This is a genomic window from Acidovorax bellezanensis (genome assembly GCF_025421555.1).
In the GTDB taxonomy this organism is placed as follows: Bacteria; Pseudomonadota; Gammaproteobacteria; order Burkholderiales; family Burkholderiaceae_C; genus Comamonas; species Comamonas bellezanensis.
Genome location: NZ_JAODYH010000007.1, coordinates 582,718 through 599,371, shown reverse-complemented (window position 1 = coordinate 599,371; position 16,654 = coordinate 582,718). Strand labels below are relative to the sequence as shown.

Genomic DNA, 16,654 nt, shown 5'->3' with positions numbered 1-16,654 from the left:
GTAGGGTTGGTCGGATCCGTGGGGTTGGTGGGATCCGTGGGATTGGTCGGATCCGTGGGATTGGTGGGATCCGTGGGGTTGGTCGGATCCGTAGGGTTGGTTGGGTTTGTTGGTGGAACAGGGCGGTTGTCGTCGTCGTTGTTGTTGTGGGCGAGCAGCGCGCCTGCGCCCGCGCCGACCAGGCCTGCCAGCAGAAAGTCTCCGAGCACCGAGCCACCTGCATCGGATGAGTCCTGGGTCACGACCAGGCCCACGGCATCGGATTCGCTGGCCGGAACCACGTTCACATTCCCGGAGGCAAGGTCCAGTGCCATGACGCCCCCATTGGTGGTGAGGGTGGCTTCGGTGCCGCCTGCAAAGGTTCCGACCAACTGCTGACCAGTGTTGCCTGTGAACAAGGCCTGGGCACTGCCGTTCGCAGGGACCACGATCTTGTCGCCGAGCTGCAACGCGGTTCCAGACTCCGCAGCCATGATGGTTTGTCCACCGCGAACGATCTGAACTCCGGGCGAGGCCTGGGACAGGATGGCGGGAGCTGTACTGGACGCGGGAGCGACCACCGCTCCAACCGTCGTGGTGGCGGTAGCAAGCGGGGGGGCAGTCCACTGCGCAGTAGTCATGCCGGATGGTTGTGTTGCAGATGGCGTCATTTGCTCGCTCCAGATGGGTTGATCAGTCAGTTGGTGAGCAATGGCGTGGGCCATGAAGCTCGTCTGGAGGGGTAAAAAGCAATATGTGTGCCAGCTTTATTCTTCTGTTTTTTTGTTCTTGAAGATCTTGTAAGTTATTGATTTCAAATGGATTTTTTCAAATTTCTTGAATAGGGTAGGCGCGGTGTGTAAACGATTTGGGTCGCGTGTTACGGCGTGTGTTCCGTAACGTCGAGCGTTTGTGCCGTATCGTTGATCCAGCGGCCGGCCTGGAGGCGCGCAGCGCGTCATGTGCGGGTTTGTGCTGCAGCGCAGGGCCGGGAGATGTGAGGGCGGAGCAGCGGGGCGTCAGGCCATGGATACCCGGATGCGCTCATTGGCGCTATACAATTCACAAGCCTTGGTCGCACGTGCAGACGGATCCGCTGGTCAAGCTCAAGCGAATCGTCGCGCCTCATTTCTCCCCTTCCTTTTTACCGCGTAGAGAAGATCGCTATATGCTGATTGCATCCGAAGTTATGTTGCGTGCGCGCAGTGCGGCTCCCTCGCGTCTTTCGCGCCCCATGCTTGCTGTACTCGCCGCCTGGGGCATTGCCCTGTGCAGCCTGTCTGCACATGCATCGCGCAGCGTGGATGAAGTGGCTCAACTGCTGGATCAAGGCAATGCCAAGCAGGCGGCCAAGCAGGCGGAAACCTACCTCAAGCAAAATCCTGGTGATGTGGAAATGCGCTTCATGCAAGGCGTGATTGCGACCGAGCAAAAACAGAGTGCGCAGGCGATCAAGATTTTCTCGACGCTGATCCGTGACTATCCGAACATGCCCGAGCCGTATAACAATCTGGCTGTGCTCTATGCGGCAGACGGGCAGGAGCGCAAGGCGGCAGAAGCGCTGGAGCAGGCGATTCGCACCAACCCAAGCTATACGACGGCCCATGAGAATCTGGGCGATCTGTATGCGCGCATGGCCAGCGAGGCCTACTCCAAAGCCCTGCAGCTCGACGGCTCGCGCAAGGCCATTCCTCCCAAACTGGCGCTGATCACGCAGCTGGTGCCCGGACAACAGACGCCCGCCAAGACGCTGGTGGCGGCTGCGAGCACCAGTGCCGCCGCGGCGCCATCGGCGCCACGTGCGACGCAGGCCGAAGCCAAGGTCGAGCCCAAGCAGGAGGCGAAGACCGAGAAGAAGCCTGAAGTGCTTGCTGTGGCCTCAGCCCAGACGGCGCCCAAGGTGGAAGCCAAAGCGCCGGTCAAGAGCACTCCGGCCGTGGTGGCTCCTGTGGCGGCGGCAGCGCCTGTGGTGGCTGCAGCGGTCAAGGCCGAGGCGCCCAAGGTCGAAGTCAAGCCCGCCAAGCCCAGTGCGGCCGAAGCGGCACCAGCACCGGCGGAAAAGCCCGCTGTGGCAGCCAAGCCAGCGGCACAGGTGGCGGCCGCGGAAGTGGAGTCTGCCGTCAATGCCTGGGCCGCGGCTTGGCAAAAACAGGATATGGCGCGTTACCTGAATGCCTACAGCGAAAAGTTCGTGCCGGCGGACGGCACCAGCCTGGACAAATGGAAAGAAGCGCGCCGCGTGCGCATCGTCGGCAAGGACAACATCACGGTTGCGCTGCAGAACGTCCGGGTGTCGGTCGATGGAGATCAGGCCACGGCGAAGTTCCGTCAGCGCTATGTGGCCGGCAGCCTCAACAGCACCACCCGAAAAACCCTGGCGCTGCGCCATGAAAAAGGCTCTTGGCGCATCGTGCGTGAGAGCACGGGCGGTTGATTTGGTATTTCATCCGCTGTCGTCTGCGTGAATATGGTCAATAGAAGGAAATCGTCGGGGCCCTTGCTTCGCCAGCAGCTGGGTCGCGCGCTGGTGGCGATGGCGGTTGTCGGCATGGGGGCGGCTCTGCTGGCCACGGCTTGCACCAATGGGCGCAACGAGTCGCCTGAGACGGTGGTGGAAGCCGTGCGGCCGGCGTCCACGGACCGTGCCGAAGTGGCTGCCGTGTCGGCAACGGTGGCCCTGAACGTGGCTGCTGCGCCTACCTCGGCGGAAGCGCGCCTGCTGCGGGTCATCCAGCTGGTGGAAGGGCAGGAGTTGGATGCTGCCCTGCAAGCCGTCGCACAGCTGACCGAAGATATTCCGAATTTCCTGGCGGCCCAACTGGTGTACGCCGATCTTCTGCGTTTCAAGACCGGCAGGCATGCCGGACTGGCCGAGTCGCCGGGCGCCAGCGTCACGGACCTGCCGGCGAAGAAGGTGTCTGTTGCGCCCAAGGCTGCGGACGAGCAACCCCTGGACTGGCAAGCCCAGATGCAGGGTTTGCGCAAGGAGCTTGAGCGCCGCGTGCACGGCAGCAGTTTCTCGCCCCCGGCGGGCAGCATTCCACGCGAATTTCAGCTGCTGGGCGCGTCCGTTCGCCATGCCTTGGCCATCGATGCCAGCAAATCCCGGCTGTATGTGTTCTCCCATGAGCAGGGCAAGCTGCGTTTGGTCGCGGATTACTACATCTCTGTTGGCAAGCTGGGCATGGGCAAGTCACAGGAAGGCGACCAGAGAACGCCGCAAGGCGTCTACTTCATCGGTCGGCCGATTGCGGGTGCCAAGCTGCCCGATTTCTATGGCAAGGGCGCGCTCACGCTCAATTACCCCAACGACTGGGACAAGGCCCAGGATCGCTCGGGCGATGGAATCTGGCTGCACGGATCGCCGCCGGACCAGTTTGCACGCCTTCCGCAAGCCAGCGACGGCTGCATCGTGCTGGCCAACACCGATTTGCTCGCGCTGATGAAAACGGTGGACCGCCAGACGCCGGTCGTGCTCAGCGACAAGCTGCAGTGGCAGGTGCAGTCGGACCTGGTGCAGGAAAAGGCAGCGGATTCGTTCGCCCCCGTGCTGGCTGCCTGGCAGCAGGCCTGGACCCAGGCCGATCCGCAGCTGCTGAGCAAGATGTATGGGCAAGACCCGACGACCGAGTCATTTGCCAAAGCCCGTCTCACGGAGCTTTTCCGTTCTTCGGATGTTTCGCTGCAGAACTTGTCTGTCTATGCCTGGAAAGACAAGGAAGGCGACATCCGGATCGTGGATGCGCAGATAGGAAGCAAGAAAGTGGGCAAGTTTCAGCCGCTGCGCCAGTATTGGCGCAAGGCGGGCAGCCACTGGGAAATATTCTCCGAGGAAGTCCGGGGCTGAGCCTTCACTGGGCAGGCCCTGACAAGCGCGTCGCAATGTCGCGCCTGGCCTTGCGCCGTGGCCAGTCCTGCCAAAGGACAGGAGCGCGGAGCACCCATCACATCCGACCAGCAAGCAATACCGGGCCGCCATGCCGGCCTTGGTGCGCGAGGTCGCCCCTTTCTGCGTGCGCAGCGACGGGATGCAGCGGGGAAATTTTGCCTGCTGAAATGGCATTTTCACATTGTGAAAAACAAAAATGCTGCACCGCGTCAAAAAATATCAATACGAGAAATCTCGTTTCACATTAAGAAAAATCGTTGTAAGTCGTTGATTTATATGGATAGAATATCTCTTATATAAGACATAAGACTTGAGGTTTTTTTCGAGAAAAACCGTACAGTGGATGACATGGGAGGCAGAAATGTCCCCCGCAAATTTCATCAACCTTGAGACCCTGGAGATTCACATGCCCCAATCCCTGACGCAGCAACTCAGCCGTGAACAGCAAATCGCCGCACTCGAAAAGGACTGGGCGCAAAATCCCCGCTGGAAGGGTGTCAAGCGCGGCTACTCGGCCGCCGACGTGGTGCGTCTGCGCGGCAGCATGCAGCCTGAGCACACCCTGGCCCAGCGCGGTGCCGAGAAGCTCTGGCAAAAGGTCAACGGCGGTGCCAAGAAGGGCTATGTGAACTCCTTCGGCGCGATCTCCGCCGGCCAGGCCATGCAGCAGGCCAAGGCCGGTCTGGAAGCCGTGTACCTGTCGGGCTGGCAAGTTGCCGCCGACGGCAACAGCTCCGAAACCATGTACCCCGACCAGTCGCTGTACGCCTACGACTCGGTGCCGACCATGGTGCGCCGCATCAACAACACCTTCAAGCGCGCCGATGAAATCCAGTGGGGCCGTGGCCTGAACCCCGGCGATGCCGGGTTCATCGACTACTTCCTGCCCATCGTGGCCGATGCCGAAGCCGGTTTTGGCGGTGTGCTCAATGCGTTCGAGCTGATGAAGAACATGATCGCCGCAGGCGCGGCCGGCGTGCACTTCGAAGACCAGCTGGCGGCCGTGAAGAAATGCGGCCACATGGGCGGCAAGGTGCTGGTGCCCACCAAGGAAGCCATCGAGAAGCTGGTTTCGGCACGCTTTGCGGCCGACGTGATGGGCGTGCCTACGCTGATCCTGGCCCGTACCGATGCGGAAGCCGCCAACCTGATCACGTCCGACCACGATGTCAACGACAAGCCATTCCTGACCGGCGAGCGCACCCAGGAAGGTTTCTACCGCGTCAAGAACGGTCTGGAGCAGGCCATCAGCCGCGGCGTGTCCTACGCTCCCTACGCCGACCTGGTGTGGTGCGAAACCGGCACGCCCGACCTGGGCTTCGCCCGTGAGTTCGCCCAGGCCGTGCATGCAGCTTGCCCAGGCAAGCTGCTGAGCTACAACTGCTCGCCTTCGTTCAACTGGAAGAAGAACCTGGACGACAAGGCCATCGCCTCCTTCCAGGAAGAGCTGTCGGCAATGGGCTACAAGTACCAGTTCATCACCTTGGCTGGCATCCACATCAACTGGTTCAACACCTTCCAGTTTGCCCACGCCTACGCCAACGGCGAAGGCATGAAGCACTACGTGAACATGGTCCAGGAGCCGGAATTCGCAGCGCGTGAAAAGGGCTACACCTTCGTGTCGCACCAGCAGGAAGTGGGCGCAGGCTACTTCGACGACGTGACCACGGTGATCCAGGGCGGCACGTCCAGCGTGAAGGCACTGACGGGCTCGACCGAAGAAGAGCAGTTCCACTGATCTTGACCAGCCCCTGGCGTTTGTGAGGGCGCCGGGGTAGGGCAGGCTGAAAAACCACTTGATGCTTTGGTGTCAGGTGGTTTTGGTTTGGTTGGATTCGGCTGCGAGTAGTCAGCAGCCCTCTTGTAGCCGACAGCCTTCAACCCAGAACGGAAGTACGGCTCCTGAGAAATCGGACCATTCGCACGCGATCAGCCTAGACCGATATGAGAGCAGAAGATGCTCAGTATGCCGCGTTTGCATCAAAAAAAAACAGGAGCACTTTATCATTACTACGCGGTTGAGCTTTCATTTCTTTGCAGCAATGAGACCTTTCGGGTTTCTGCTCTAGTTACATACTCGAGTATTTCTGGAGTCGTGTCATCCGCAAAGCGCTGAATCAACGCATCGTAGCTGGCTATTTCCTGTTCAGGGCCGTGAAGCTTGCCAATTTCCGCTGCCCTGAAGTACATGGATCGCGCCATCCATTCCTGCATTTCTGGAATGGCGTTCTTCTCAAAGTACTGAATCAACGCATCGTAGCCAGCTATTTCCTGCTCAGGACCTTGAAGCTTGCCAATTTCCACTGCTCTGAAGTACATGGCTCGTATCACCCATTCCCTCACTTCTGTTGCGGTGTCATTCGCAGAACGTCTAATTAATACATCGTAGCCAGCGATTTCCTTCTCGGGACCATTTATCACACCGGTATCCAGTGCTCTGATGTACATGGCTCGCGCTACCCACGCCCGCACTTCCGGGAGGATATCCTCCTCAAAGCGTTGAATCAGCGCATCGTAGCCGGCGATTCCCTGTGCAGGGTCGTGAAGCTTGCCTATTTCCACTGCTCTGAAAAACATGGCTCGTGCTATCCATTTTCGAACCGCAGGGTCGGTTTCATCCGCAAATCGCTGAATCAACGCATCGTATCCGGCGATTTCCTGCTCAGGGCCGTGAAGCTTGCCAATTTCCAGTGTTCTAAAGTACATGGCTCGAGCCACCCACTCCTGCACTTCTGGCGTGGTGTCCTCCTCAAAGCGCTGAATCAATGTATCGTAGCCCGCGATTACCTGCGCTGGATCGTGAAGCTTTCCCATTTCTGCTGTTCTGAAATACATGGCTCGCGCCAGCCATTTCAGCACTGCAGGGGTGGTGTCTTCCTTAAAACGCTGAATCAACGCATCATAGCCTGCGACCTTTCGCTCAGGACCTTGCACGTTGCCAATTTTCACTGCTCTGAAGTACATGGCTTGCGCTACCCATTCCCGCACTTCTGGCGTGGTGTCCGCCTTAAAGCGCTGAATCACCGCATCATAGCCAGCAATCTCTTGCGCAGGATCGTGACTCTTGCCTATTTCCACTGCTTTGAAGTACATGGCTCGCGCCATCCATTTTCGCACTGCAAGGTTGGTGTTTTCCTCAAAGCGCTGAATCAACGCATCGTAGCCCGCGATTTTTCGCTCAGGACCGTGAAGTTTGCCAATTTCTGTTTCTCTGAAGTAGATGGCTCGCGCTACCCACTCCTGCACTTCTGGCGTGGTGTCCTTCTCAAAACGTTGAATCAACGCATCGTACCCAGAGATTTTCTGCTCAGGGCCGTGAAGCCTTCCCATTTCCACTGCCATTTGAAAAAGAGTACGTGCGGACTGGCTGGGTGCTGCAGCGACGTTGTAATCTTCAACGCAAAGGATTTTTTCGACGTCTATGACTTGCTGTGTAACACTTAGGGAGCCGGAGTCTAGCGTAACCTGGTGCGCGCTAATCGACAATGACGATTCTTGGGGTGAGGCTTCGTTCTCCATGCTCAGAAATGAATCGTCCCTGGATGCCCCTTGTTGAGAATTATTTGGAAATCCTTTTTTGGCAAGATCAAATTCAGCGCTGACCGCAGCTAACTTATTTTTAAATTGAGCATGATCTACATCAATGGATTCTACAATAGAATTAACTTTTCGCTGTAGATCTTGTATCTGTCGATTTAATTCTGCACTATTATCCTTAAACCATATGTGCGAAGCTTCGCGGGCTTCTTCTTTAGCTCTTGCCTTCGCGCTGAAAAATGTAATTAGACCTGCAGCGGCGACTATGAGTGAGATAGCCACACCGGTCCAGCTGATGAGGTTTCCCTGATGTGTTGCCGACAGTCCAAGGTCTGTAATGCGATTGCTCTGAGCTTCTGCCTTTATCGAAATAATGGCAATATCTTTCTCGAGATTAAGCAAATTATCGCGTAATTTTTCTAAATCGACCTTTGAGACTTGGGGTGCAGGGGCAGCAACAGAGTCAAATCCCAAAAAACTTGATGTAAAAGTAACAAGGACGAAAAATAGTGTGAAGCAAAAAAAACGTCTCATGCTTGTCGAATGATTTGTATCAGAATGCAATAATTATACCATTTTGGCATTCAATGGCGGCCCATCACATCCAACTGTGCTGATGTCTGCCATACCTTATTTATCCCAAGGAAGGTGGATCAACGCCTGCTTTGCGGATGCAGTCTGACTGGTTGGGGCCGTTAGCTGCCTTCCACGGATGGCAGCTATGGGTCGAGACTGTATGAAAAGCCATCGTGTATGGAAAAGTTGAAAACTCGACCTCTTAGATCGTTCTAAGATCAACGATCACGCTGCCAGGAATGGTTTTGCTACTCCCGAAAACGTGTTTTTTCGAGCTTTCACACAGCCTAGGTCGACTGCCGCCATGGGGCAATTCAAGCGTCTCGGTCAACTTAGAGCAGCATCTGCAATCAATGATGAGTGGCGTGATCGATTAGCGCTAAGTAGAAAAGCAAAGATGAATCGGCTACGTTCCAGCCATCTCATCGATCCATGAGGCAACTATTCGATGGCGAACTGACGAGTTGAGCTTCCGCAGCGCCAGAAGAAGCTCGGCCACTTCATCATCTTCGCAGTAGAGATAGGCGAGTGGGACGCCTAGCGCTTCGGCTATCTGCCGGGCTGTCTTCACTGGGGGCTCGTGCGTCCCCAGCTCATACCTGCTGATGCGGGCACGACTTGAAGACTCATCGATGCCAATGAGCACCCCCACTTTTTCCTGAGACCACTGCAGGGCTTCACGTCGGGCGCGCATGCGGCGGCCTACGACGTTAGAGAGCTCCAGGGGCACAGACTTCATGTAGCGAGTCTCGTGACACCGTGCTAGCCTGTCGTCACGAAAAACGTTACACGAGGGTGTGTAACGCCGATCCTGTAGTTGATAGCACCGGTGAAGTCTGTACAGGACGTCGGTCTGAGTCCTCTTGATTCTTTCCTCTCAATAGGGTGGTGAATGGATTATGAGTTCTCTATTCCATTTTTTCACAATATTGCCTTTGGCATGGGTGAATAATTTCTGCATAGAAATAGGATTATTAAAGAAAGGTCTTATGACTGGTAAAGGTTGATGTCAAATAATTTGTCTAATGAAAAATATGAAATGGAGGTTTGCCAAATGAAAAAATCAACTAATATTTTACTCGCGACAGCGCTGCTTGCTTCGCTAGTGGCTTGTGGTAAAAATGATGGAATTTCCGATGAGGATTGCTCGCAATATAAGTTGCTTGCAGCGCCAAAAATTCTTTATTCTTGCAAAAGAGATGGAGTACTGACTTCTGAGGGGTTGAAAAGAAACATTAAGGAAAATGCTTACTGTGACACGTTGATAGAGAGCTTCCGGGAATGTAAAAAGCAGGCGATGCTAGAGAAAGATCCTGCAGTTGGCGGGCATAAACTTTCTCTGTGCAAAAAGCCAGACAACTATTCAAAATATGAACAATGCAAAAGTAATGCAAGTAAAATTCTTGAAGGTAAGGATGTTGTGGTTGTCGATTATGTGGCTGGTTTAGGAGTAGGGAGTACCTACAATTCATTGTTGGTTAAGGCGCAAGAGTCTTGCGAAGAAATGGAAGGTAAATTCAAGGTTATGGAAAGTGAAAAATGAGAAATAATTTCTAGTGTGCTTCCTGTGAATAGTGTTTCACTATAGGGAGTCAAATAAGCCATTATTTATGGCTGATCTCTTGCCCGCCTGGATTGAATCTAGGTGGGCTTTTTTTATTTATGAAAAGAACTTATGCAAGTCTATGAGGGTATGGCATCTGTTCGGGATGCCCGGTGTTTAATCTCTGGCGCTGAGTTGGGGGCGATTATAGATCGACGTATTGATGAGTTGCTGGGTTATCCGGAATTTGATGAGCCATCGTTTGTCAGAGTAATTGTGCTAGATCCTCCAGATGCGCTAGCGGCACTGAATGGTGCACTGGGTTTTGGTCTGTTTGAAAGGAATTGCGATGTGATTGAAAGCCATTGCGAATGGTTTGAATTGACGCTAGTTCTCAGTGATGATGGTGCGGGGATGATTGTCTTTATTCCCAAGAATCCAAGCATCGATCTAAGCCTTTTGAGCTATTGCCATACACAGATGGAATTGCTTTTGCCATGAAAGTGTTATTTTTTCCAGGCAGGCCGCTGTATGAAGCGGATTTTTTATTAATTTGTGCAACTTTAATTGCCTGAATGAGAATTTTCTTCCATCTTATTTGATAGGCATTAGATCTATCGAATTGTAAAACTACCAAGGATAACTATGAGTGAAGTTGAGAAGATTGAATCTGTGTCCCAGTGTGAAGTGATTAGCAGCTTTTACACCGCTAAATGTGCATCGATCTCGGGACAAAGCACGTTGACCTATGAGATTGGCAAAAATGGAGCTAGAGGAGGCTTGCACCTGCGAATTGCCCGCAACACGGGTGGCGGGATGTGGTGCAAGGACTGGGCTGCATTTGAAGCGATTGAGGCCATCGTCATTGGGTCTAAGGAGCTCAAGGCAAAGAGTTTCCATTGTTTGCATCCTGGCAAGTCCATTAATACAGGCGGCTTCGTGCTGGCTGCGTTAAGGGACTTGGGGTTGATCCGACCCAGTGAGGCGAATACGCGGCTCCATGAGCATGTGCCTATGACTACCCTGGAGTTGGTCCTGCAGAACCCGCCAAAGGCAAAGGGCAGCGGTGATGCCGCCCTGAAGTCGCATCGAAAAGCGAAGGGTGGAGCTTGACTCCACGCATCCTGGCCGCGCTGGTCACTTTATTGGCGCTGGGAATGTGGTTCAACGCGACCCGTCCCATGTCCATTGCTGCTGCCGCTATCTTGACCTTTATGTATCCCCAGTTACTGGTCTTGGTCCTGGCTGGTGCTGCGATCGCTTTATGGCTTCGCTGCTTTCGTAAGTAGATAAGTCCAGGGTGGAGCCGTGCTCCCCGCCAGCGGCCACAAGAGTGGGGCAAGGGGACGCTGAGCGGGGCCGGTAGTAGGGGGGTGATCCCCACCCCTCGCAGGCCTCACCAGCGGGCAATGTGTGTATCCGTTGAGGGGCGCCTGCTGGGCCCGCTCCCGACGGCCCCGAGGGGGGGAGTCCCCGGTCGCATTCCGCCGCATCTGCCACTCCGACACCTGCCAGGCCCTGGTTTTTCAAAGCCGTTGCGGCGTTGCAGATGTTGCGGACGGCGCTGGTGGTGGGGGGCGGTGGCAGCGCGTGGCATGGGGTGATGGCGCAAAAAGCATCACCCGGTGAGACTTAATTGTTTTAAGTTGTTACGGTCATTTTTTTGCTAACTGCAGCCTGCTCAACAGCCCACTTCCCACGCAGACGCACGCCAAGCTCAGTGCGCCAAATTTCCCTTGTTTGGTGTGCAAGAAATTTCCCTGTTCATGTTTCTTTATTTCCCTTGTTGATGCATCTCTATCTAGGGAAAAAGTTTCCTCCCAGCAAGAAGCAGGTCGTAGCTTATTAATTTTGAATTTCCTATTTTATGTATTTCTATTCTTGATATTTTTATTATTTCCTTTTTGAAATGACCATGGAGGATTTTTGGTACGAGTTGATGGGCACGAATTTTTATGGGACATTCAATACCGGATTCGCTGCTTGTACTCAGCGAACCAAGGATTGGCCAATCCGTTTTTACATCAACTTGATTTTTGGGAAGTGAAGAATGAAGCCTAAATTGAAGAGCAAAGCCTCAGCAATGATTTTTGAAATGCTCAGCGTGAACAATCCCGTGCCTTTGGATCATGAGGTTGATCGAGGAGAATTGATGAGGGATTTGATCGGCGCTATCAAAACTTATGTGGTGATCTCGGATCATGCCGCCTTGGCAGTTGCTCTGTGGGCCATCAATACATGGTGTTATGAGCAGTTCGCTCGCTGCCCGTTGCTACTGATCAATGCACCCGAGAGGGAGTGCGGGAAAACTCAACTTTTGAAGGTGGTCGAGATGTTGGTGCATAAGCCCATAGAAACGGCAAATATTACTTTGGCCGCTCTGTTTAGATTGATCAACAACTATAAGCCGACTCTGCTTATCGATGAGGCTGACACATTCATGCAGGGAAAGAATGAAATGGCAGGCGTTGTGAACAAGGGCTATGAGCGCGGTGGGGTCGTCTTGCGTGTTGAGTCTGATGGGAAGGAGTTGGTCGAGTGTGCCTATCAAGTCCATGGGCCTAAAGCCATGGCCGGGATCATGCTTGAGCGGCATTTGCAGGATGCCACGATGAGTCGAGGTATCCAGATTCCCTTGAAGCGAAAAACAAAGGATGACAGCGTTAAGCGCCTACGCTCTGCCGATCCAATGGTTTTTTCTAATCTGCGTTCGCGAATTAAAAAATTGGTTGATTCGGAAAAGGCAACCCTGGTGAAAGGATGGAGTGAATTGCCGGAATCGCTCAGTGACCGACAGCAAGACAACTGGGAGTCATTGCTCGCCATCGCTCACTGCTTTGGGAACGAGTGGTACGCCAAGGCGCATGCGGCGGCTGTACAGAACTGCATTGAAACGACGCCGCCCAAGTCTTCTTCCAATCAATTGCTGGAGGATATTCGCGAGGTGTTGTCTGACTATGAGCGGCAACACATTCCATCGGTTGAGCTGTTGGATAAGTTGACTGGAAATCAGGATATGGACTGGTGCAGTTACAACCATGGGCAACCTATTAAAGCTCGCCAGTTGGCGAAGTTTATGAGCGCTTATGGAATTAAGACAAAAACGGTTCGCATGAGAGCGGACTACACGCCAAAGGGGTATGAGGTGCGTGAATTCGAGGATGCTTTTGCGCGTTATCTGACCGAACGAAAGGATGAGCCAAAACCGGAAAATAAGGCGCCACCTCTTTTCGGAAAACCGCCAATTCCGAACTTCTAAGACATTGATCGGGGCATCACCCTTGGCGAGGTGGCGTCGCCCCTTCTGCTGCACGGCTAGGCCGCCTGCCCCTGGTTACAAGGGATTTTTCGTAAGTCGATGATTTTCATCAATGCCGGGCGCGGCGGTGGCTAGCTTGGAGGGGCTGCACCGCCTTCTTATTACCTCAGTTTTTCGTGCATGTCCAAGTCCATGTGGATTGGTATTCGTGCGTCTTTTATCCAGGTGTCTATCGGAATAGGCGCGGTTCCTTATCAACAACTACCTTGAAGGAGAGGGTACATGCCCATTGTCCAACTTAGTGCGCAGTTTGTGCGTGAAGCATCTTGTCCACCCGAGAAAGGGAAGGTGGACTATTACGATAGTGCCATCAAGGGTTTCATCCTGGAGGCCCGGCCTTCTGGTGGTAAAACTTTCCATCTGCGCTATCGGGATGCCCACGGCAAACTCCGTCAGCACAAGATTGGAGACGCCACCGCTATCAGTTACGACAAGGCCCGACAGAAGGCCCAGCGTTTACGCTCTGAGGTAGCGCTTGGCGGAAATCCACTGGAAGAGCGCCAAGCCTTGCGTTTGGTGCCGACCTTGGCCGAGTTCATACGTGACACCTACATCCCCCACATCCATCTGTACAGGAGAAATTTCCAATCCACGCTGAGTTTCATCAACTGCCACATCCTGCCGCGTTTTGGGTCCAAACACCTGGATGCGATCACGACCAATATGCTGTCCGAGGCCCACATGGATCTGCGCGCCAAGGGTTATGCGTTGGCCCAGGCCAACAAGCTACCCATCCTGTTCAAGATCATGTTCAATCTGGCGAAGAAGAAGGACATCCAGGGCGCCCAATCCAACCCCGCCAGCGGTGTAGTGCTTTTCGATCCGAACAATGCCAAGGAACGCTATCTCAGTGCTGCTGAAACCCAGCGTTTGCACGAAGCGTTGGCCCGAAGTGATAACACTCAGCTCAAGCACATCGTTGCCTTGTTGCTGATGTCCGGATGCCGAAAGCGTGAACTGCTGGATGCCAAGTGGGAGCATTTCGATTTGGAGCGGCGCAACTGGCGTATTCCCATGTCCAAGAGCGGCAAGGCCCGCAACATCCCGATCTCGGCCAGGGTGTTGGAAATCCTGAACAGCTTGCCACGCTGGAAGGACTGTCCGTATCTGATCCCGAACCCGGAAACCAAGAAGCCGTTTGGCAACTTGTTTTATCCGTGGGACAAGGTTCGCAAGGAGGTCGGCCTACCCGACCTGCGGATGCATGACCTGCGCCACACCTTTGCCAGCAATTTGGTGAACTCGGGTCAATCCATCTATGTGGTCAGCAAGCTGCTGGGGCATTCCCAGCTCAAGACCACTGCACGCTACAGCCACTTGGCCGATGAAACCCTTTTGTCTGCCGTGGATGCAGCGGCCAAGGTGGTAGACGCGAGTTGGAAGTCCTCCGCGCAACCTCAAGTCTGACTAAAATTTAGGCAACGCCAAACACCCCCGGCACACCATCGATAGCTCCACCCTCATTGGGCTGGGTGGTTGGTGGGGGTGAATGGACATCCAGACCTGAAGGAAAGACAGCTCGGTTGATCAGTGCGCCAAAGCTCACCGCGACGGGGTGGGGCATGTGTGGGTGAACGCGAAAGCGCGACCTGAAAACAGGAAAAAACCGTTAGAAATCTTGTACTTACGGTATTCCATGAAGGTTCAACACCTTCCAGTTCGCCCACGCCTACGCCAACGGCGAAGGCATGAAGCACTACGTGAACATGGTGCAGGAACCCGAGTTCGCCGCACGTGAAAAGGGCTACACCTTCGTGTCGCACCAGCAGGAAGTGGGCGCGGGCTACTTCGACGACGTGACCACGGTGATCCAGGGCGGCACGTCCAGCGTGAAGGCGCTGACCGGTTCGACTGAAGAAGAGCAGTTCCACTGATCTGCGCGGCGCCCGCAAGGGCGTGACGCCAACAAAAAAGCCATTCCGCGGAATGGCTTTTTTTCGTCCAGGGGGACCTGGAAGCCAAACACGCTCTTAGTCAGCCTGAGCGATCTGCCGCGCGTAAACGGCCAGCACGATGCGCTCGGAATGGACCAGATAGTCATTGAGCATGGCCGCCGCTTCGGCCAGCTGCTCGGCCTCCACCCGTTCCATGATGCGCAGGTTCATATTGACATAGGGCGCATGCAGGAATTCCGGGTCGTTGAGCACGCCGAAGGCCAGGCGCAGCTCGACCAGCAGGTGGGAAAAGAAATTGTTCAGGCGCTCGCTGTCGGCGAGCTCGACCAGGGCCATGTGGAATTCCATGTTGGCCGTACCCACGCCCAGCCAGTCGTCCGCGTCGCGGCAGGCAACGGCCTTGTCGACCGCCTGGCGCATGCGCTTCTTGGCGGGATGGCGGGGGTAGGCCTGGGCCAGGGCCTGGCACTCGATCATGCGGCGCACGCGGTAGATGTCGATGATGGACGCCATGCTGGGCGTGGCCACGAACACGCCGCGGTTGGGCGTGTGCTTGAGCAGGCCTTCCTTGGTCAGTGTGCGAAACACTTCCCGCAACGTATTGCGCGAGATGTCCAGGCTGTCGCTCAGTGCCGCCTCGGACAGCTTCTGCCCGGGCACGAATTCTCCCTGGACGATTTTTTGTCTCACCATGTCCGCCACACGTTCGTTGAGGCTGGTGGCGGCGATGGAAAGCTCGGGGGCGGAAGTCATGGATGAAGTGTGGTGCGTCGTCAGGGGGAACAGAGGACCGTCCGGCACGGCTCGGCCCTTTGGCGGCAGGGGACATTGTGCAGTGAACCACGTGGTTCGCCCGCACTTGTTGCGCGCCCTGTTACGAGAAGTCTAGGGTAATTACTTATTTTTTTGGCCCCCAATGGATCTCACAATCGTCACATTGTTCATCTATTGATGAGCAAGTGCTCAATCTTCTTTCTTAATTGTTCGACAAAAATGGCGCATAGGCGGGCTTTGAAAAGCCAGCCTATGCGCCATACGCCGTCGGCAGGATGGGAAAGTTGTTATGCAGACAGGGTCAGTAGTTACTGGCGCCAGCGCAACCGCGGTGGCGCGCGCAACATGTGATTCGTTCTGCCGAGTTGCTTTGGTTCAACGAAAGGTCCTTCATGATCACCGACGTCAGCCTTTGGCCCCTGATAGGGGTGGCCGTCATCATCGCGGGCTTTATCCTGCGCTTCAATCCGATGCTGGTGGTAATCGCCACCGCCATCGCCACGGCTTTTGCCGCGGGCTTTGGTCCCGAGAAAATCCTGGCCATCATCGGCTCGGGTTTCATCAAGACCCGCAATCTGCCCTTGATCATCCTGCTGCCTCTGGCGGTGATCGGCTTGCTGGAGCGCCATGGTCTGCGCCAGCACGCGCAGAACTGGATCAGCTCCATCAAGTCGGCCACGGCCGGCCGACTGCTGATCGTCTACCTGGCGGCACGTGAATTGACGGCCGCCGTGGGCTTGACCAGCCTGGGCGGACATCCGCAGATGGTGCGTCCGTTGCTGGCCCCCATGGCCGAAGGCGCGGCTGAAACCAAATACGGCAAGCTGCCCCAGCGCATTCGCCACAAACTGCGCGCCTACTCGGCCGCGACCGACAACGTGGGCCTGTTCTTCGGCGAGGACATCTTCGTGGCGTTTGGCGCCATCGTGCTGATGGTTACTTTCCTGCGCGAGGCAGGTATCGAAGTCGAGCCCATTCATGTGGCGCTGTGGGGCATTCCGACCGCCATTGCGGCTTTCGTGATCCACGGCTGGCGCATGTACCGTCTGGACAAGACATTGGACAAGGAACTGGGCAACGGCCAGGCCGCCAGGGAAGTCGCTGAAGAAGCGGCTGCAGGCAAGAGCATGGAGGCTCGCTGA

Annotated in this window: 12 protein-coding genes and 2 pseudogenes; 10 read left to right on the top strand and 4 right to left on the bottom strand. The window is 55.1% G+C overall.

Annotated elements, in window-relative coordinates:
- Positions 1 to 473, bottom strand: a pseudogene (locus N0K08_RS16775) (hypothetical protein); the annotation flags it as partial.
- A 740-nt stretch (positions 474 to 1,213) separates the two neighbouring features.
- Between N0K08_RS16775 and N0K08_RS16770 the strand changes: the two are divergent.
- The 3 genes from N0K08_RS16770 (at position 1,214) to aceA (ending at position 5,606) form a co-directional block, all read left to right on the top strand.
- Positions 1,214 to 2,413: a nuclear transport factor 2 family protein gene (locus tag N0K08_RS16770; protein WP_261501527.1), complete on the top strand. Its 1,200-nt coding sequence runs from the start codon at positions 1,214 to 1,216 to the stop codon at positions 2,411 to 2,413.
- Positions 2,414 to 2,476: 63 nt separating this feature from the next.
- On the top strand, positions 2,477 to 3,826 hold the full coding sequence (locus N0K08_RS16765; RefSeq protein WP_261501526.1) for a L,D-transpeptidase family protein: 1,350 nt from the start codon (positions 2,477 to 2,479) through the stop codon (positions 3,824 to 3,826).
- 448 nt (positions 3,827 to 4,274) lie between these two features.
- Complete coding sequence (gene aceA / locus N0K08_RS16760; RefSeq protein WP_261501525.1) at positions 4,275 to 5,606, top strand: isocitrate lyase; 1,332 nt, start codon at positions 4,275 to 4,277, stop codon at positions 5,604 to 5,606.
- 272 nt (positions 5,607 to 5,878) lie between these two features.
- On the opposite strand, the gene N0K08_RS16755 is transcribed toward aceA, so the two are convergent.
- Together N0K08_RS16755 and N0K08_RS16750 are read right to left on the bottom strand one after the other, a co-directional pair.
- Positions 5,879 to 7,939 (bottom strand): HEAT repeat domain-containing protein, encoded by a 2,061-nt coding sequence (locus tag N0K08_RS16755; protein WP_261501524.1) that lies wholly within the window; start codon positions 7,937 to 7,939, stop codon positions 5,879 to 5,881.
- Positions 7,940 to 8,387: 448 nt separating this feature from the next.
- A complete protein-coding gene (locus N0K08_RS16750; protein ID WP_261501523.1) occupies positions 8,388 to 8,720 on the bottom strand; it encodes a helix-turn-helix domain-containing protein in 333 nt (110 codons plus the stop codon).
- Between the two features lie 267 nt (positions 8,721 to 8,987).
- Here N0K08_RS16750 and N0K08_RS16745 point away from each other — a divergent pair, with 267 nt between their 5' ends.
- The 6 genes and pseudogenes from N0K08_RS16745 to N0K08_RS16720 form a co-directional block, all read left to right on the top strand.
- Positions 8,988 to 9,524, top strand: a complete 537-nt coding sequence (locus N0K08_RS16745; RefSeq protein WP_261501522.1) for a hypothetical protein — start codon at positions 8,988 to 8,990, stop codon at positions 9,522 to 9,524.
- A gap of 132 nt (positions 9,525 to 9,656) precedes the next feature.
- The gene (locus N0K08_RS16740; protein ID WP_261501521.1) at positions 9,657 to 10,025 is read left to right on the top strand and encodes a hypothetical protein; all 369 of its coding nucleotides are present in this window, start codon (positions 9,657 to 9,659) and stop codon (positions 10,023 to 10,025) included.
- Between the two features lie 144 nt (positions 10,026 to 10,169).
- On the top strand, positions 10,170 to 10,637 hold the full coding sequence (locus N0K08_RS16735; RefSeq protein ID WP_261501520.1) for a hypothetical protein: 468 nt from the start codon (positions 10,170 to 10,172) through the stop codon (positions 10,635 to 10,637).
- A gap of 937 nt (positions 10,638 to 11,574) precedes the next feature.
- On the top strand, positions 11,575 to 12,783 hold the full coding sequence (locus N0K08_RS16730; protein ID WP_261501519.1) for a DUF3631 domain-containing protein: 1,209 nt from the start codon (positions 11,575 to 11,577) through the stop codon (positions 12,781 to 12,783).
- 282 nt (positions 12,784 to 13,065) lie between these two features.
- A complete protein-coding gene (locus N0K08_RS16725) occupies positions 13,066 to 14,250 on the top strand; it encodes a site-specific integrase (RefSeq protein WP_261501518.1) in 1,185 nt (394 codons plus the stop codon).
- A 236-nt stretch (positions 14,251 to 14,486) separates the two neighbouring features.
- Positions 14,487 to 14,717: pseudogene (locus N0K08_RS16720) on the top strand (isocitrate lyase); the annotation flags it as partial.
- Positions 14,718 to 14,813: 96 nt separating this feature from the next.
- Here N0K08_RS16720 and N0K08_RS16715 read toward each other — a convergent pair.
- Positions 14,814 to 15,491, bottom strand: coding sequence for a GntR family transcriptional regulator (locus N0K08_RS16715; protein ID WP_261501517.1), 678 nt, complete (start codon positions 15,489 to 15,491; stop codon positions 14,814 to 14,816).
- A 413-nt stretch (positions 15,492 to 15,904) separates the two neighbouring features.
- On the opposite strand from N0K08_RS16715, the gene N0K08_RS16710 reads away from it, so the two are divergent.
- Complete coding sequence (locus tag N0K08_RS16710; RefSeq protein WP_261501516.1) at positions 15,905 to 16,654, top strand: DUF969 domain-containing protein; 750 nt, start codon at positions 15,905 to 15,907, stop codon at positions 16,652 to 16,654.